Here is a 2,664-nt window from a genome sequence, read left to right on the forward strand (position 1 = left end):
TACCTCGACGACCTGGAGTAATTTCTGGCATTCCCCGACTATTCAAAGGAATTATCCAGAATCGTTTGACCTTTTTGGCTCCTTTGAGGCGACCTTGCCTGAGAAGTAACCTGAGTCTGGCGGTAGAAATATTGAGAAGAAAAGCTGCTTCTGTTGTACCTACTGTATCTGTCATAAACTATTCCGGAATATATATTTTATCAAGTGAATAACCCTTGATGATTAAACCACAAAAAACTTAGTTTGGCAAAAATTTTTGATTTTCCAGTATTTATCAGTATTCATTCATACTTTAATTTCTGAATTTTCAGTCAATTTTTACTTATTTCTAAAGGCATAACATCATGGAAATGTGAGTAATCAACATAGTTTTGACCACCCGCAGAAGTAAACATTATATCAACAAAACGCTGATGCCACATTATCTGGTCTAATGTATAAATATGACGAGCATGAATAGTCTGAGAAACAGTTTCATCTAATCCCGTAAGCATTATAAAAAATCGCATATCCTGATTATTTAAATTCTTAAAATCATCTTCAGACCAATTATATAAAGGACTATTTTCATCAATTTGGTGCATTACTAACCAGGTAAGAGCAAGCATTGGTGTTTGAGAACGAACCAATTTTAAATCGCATAATCTTCGTAAAGAATGTCCTTCAGCAGAAACCTCTTTATCCATTAATAAAGTTACTCTCACTTGAGTTTCTACTATCCAATTTTGGCGTTGATTGGCAATACGAAACATAAGAGTCGGAATACCATTGTAAGGAGAAATAACTGCTACCTTACTGAAAAGTACCCGCGCAGTTGGCAAAGAAAAACGGGCAAACATTAGTCCTGTAATCATTGCCATGGCAATTAGACCAATAAAAACTTCTATAGTTACTAAAATATGGGTATAAGTATTTGTCGGGTACATCGCGCCATAACCAATAGTGGCCATGGTTTGTACGCTGAAAGAAAAAGCATCACTAAAAGAACCAGGTTGAGCATTAGCAATTCCATTACTACTGGCCAAATATAAAAATGTAAATATAATATTAATTATTAAATAAAAACTAATGATTATTCCCCATAGCTTTTGCCAAGAAATTTGTATTAACCAATGGTAAAAATCACTCCACTCAAAGCGAGTCATTCCTGAAATTATAAAGTCTACAGGACCGATTTTTCTTACAAAAGTTTTTTGAGGTTTTCGTTTAAAATTTTTCATTTTAATTACCGAATAATAGTGCTGATGAAAATTATCAAATTCTCTGACAAATAACCATGGCAAAAAAATTTGAAATGAGTCAAACTAAGTTATGAGCATAAAATAAAGATGACCGATCTGCTAGTCAAAATTTTCAACCGATATAAGCTTTAAAAATTGTAAGTTAACTGATACAGAGCATGGCTAATAGTAACAATAAAGAGTGTAATAATCGCCCTAATATGTCTCATACTGACCCGGATTTAGAAAAACTAACAAAACGCCTTGCTCAAAATGTAGCTCGAAACACTTTTATCCAAGAAACTCTTGATAATATTAGAGGCTATATTCGATCAGAAAGAGTAGTATTATATTATTTTTATCGTGAGTGGAAAGGACAAGTAACATTTGAGTCTTTGAGTGATGAGGAACTATCAATTTATGGTTCAACAGGAGCTGATGAATGTTTTAATGATGAATATGCTGCTATGTATCAAGAGGGAAGAGTCCGAGTGATCGAAGATATTGAATTAGAAGCAATACATCCTTGCCATCGAGATTTTCTCCGTAGTATAAGGGTTAAAGCTAATTTAGTAGTGCCGATTCTTAATTCTAGGAGGTTATGGGGGTTGCTAGTTGCTCATCAATGTCAGGATGCACGCTCCTGGTCAAAGTCAGATATAGAAATTATGCAAAAGGCAGCAGTCAGTTTGGCAACTGCACCAGCTATTAGAGATAGCTAATATTAAGGGAATAGGGAATAGGGAACAGAAAGAAATATTTGAATATTTATGGATAAGAATTGATTTTATTTTTGATTTTTACCAGATGTCTATTATACCAATTTGAACAAAGAATATTACGAATAATAAGCTTAATTAAAATATTTTACAGGAGATGTCCCTTTGACAAAGTGGTGCGACCCCGCGACGACATTCAGTTAAAAGCTACTACTATTTGCCAATAATTTATCTAAATCTGGCACATTGACCCAATTACCTGTCATATTAGATTCATGGGTTAAATCCATTAATAACTGAGAATAAACACCTTCTCTCAGAGATGGAACTACAGATTTTCTGACCTCTATTGCTTTTACCCAATTATCAACTACTCGAATAAAAGGTGCAATTCTACCATCAGGATAAATTTGAGGAAATTCTAATCTGTCAGGAACTTTTATTTCTACTAAAGTCTCCCCATTTTGAGAACCCCAAACTTTGAACCCATGTACATAATCTTTTTGATTATCGCTACCTATAATTAGTGTACCTTTACTACCATAAACTTCTACCCAATGACCACGCCCTTGATAGGTAACAGAACTAATACAAATTTGACAGGGAGTACCGTCCGCCAAATCTAGCATAATATTACAAGTATCATCTGCATCTACTGGTTTTAACTTGTTATCCTCTGTGGGGTCAGGACGAGTTTTAATTGAAGTATTCAGTTGTCCCCAAAG

General features: G+C 34.2%; 3 protein-coding genes. 1 reads left to right on the top strand and 2 read right to left on the bottom strand.

The window, feature by feature from the left end; all coding sequences use genetic code 11:
• Positions 1-311: 311 nt before the first annotated feature.
• Positions 312-1,220: an ion channel gene (locus F6K13_RS27545; RefSeq protein WP_124144722.1), complete on the bottom strand. Its 909-nt coding sequence runs from the start codon at positions 1,218-1,220 to the stop codon at positions 312-314.
• Between the two features lie 179 nt (positions 1,221-1,399).
• Between F6K13_RS27545 and F6K13_RS27550 the strand changes: the two genes are divergently transcribed.
• Positions 1,400-1,942, top strand: coding sequence for a GAF domain-containing protein (locus F6K13_RS27550; protein ID WP_124144721.1), 543 nt, complete (start codon positions 1,400-1,402; stop codon positions 1,940-1,942).
• A 197-nt stretch (positions 1,943-2,139) separates the two neighbouring features.
• Here F6K13_RS27550 and F6K13_RS27555 read toward each other — a convergent pair.
• A partial coding sequence (locus F6K13_RS27555; RefSeq protein WP_287289073.1) for a Gfo/Idh/MocA family oxidoreductase occupies positions 2,140-2,664 on the bottom strand: 525 nt, incomplete at its 5' end.

Origin of the sequence: Okeania sp. SIO2B9 (assembly GCF_010672505.1) — a bacterium.
Classification (GTDB): Bacteria; Cyanobacteriota; Cyanobacteriia; order Cyanobacteriales; family Microcoleaceae; genus Okeania; species Okeania hirsuta.

Bases quoted from the DNA above. Each gene is read 5' to 3' on its own strand.
- F6K13_RS27550 (WP_124144721.1), top strand. From the start codon at position 1,400: ATGGCTAATAGTAACAATAAAGAGTGTAATAATCGCCCTAATATGTCT.
- F6K13_RS27545 (WP_124144722.1), bottom strand. From the start codon at position 1,220: ATGAAAAATTTTAAACGAAAACCTCAAAAAACTTTTGTAAGAAAAATC.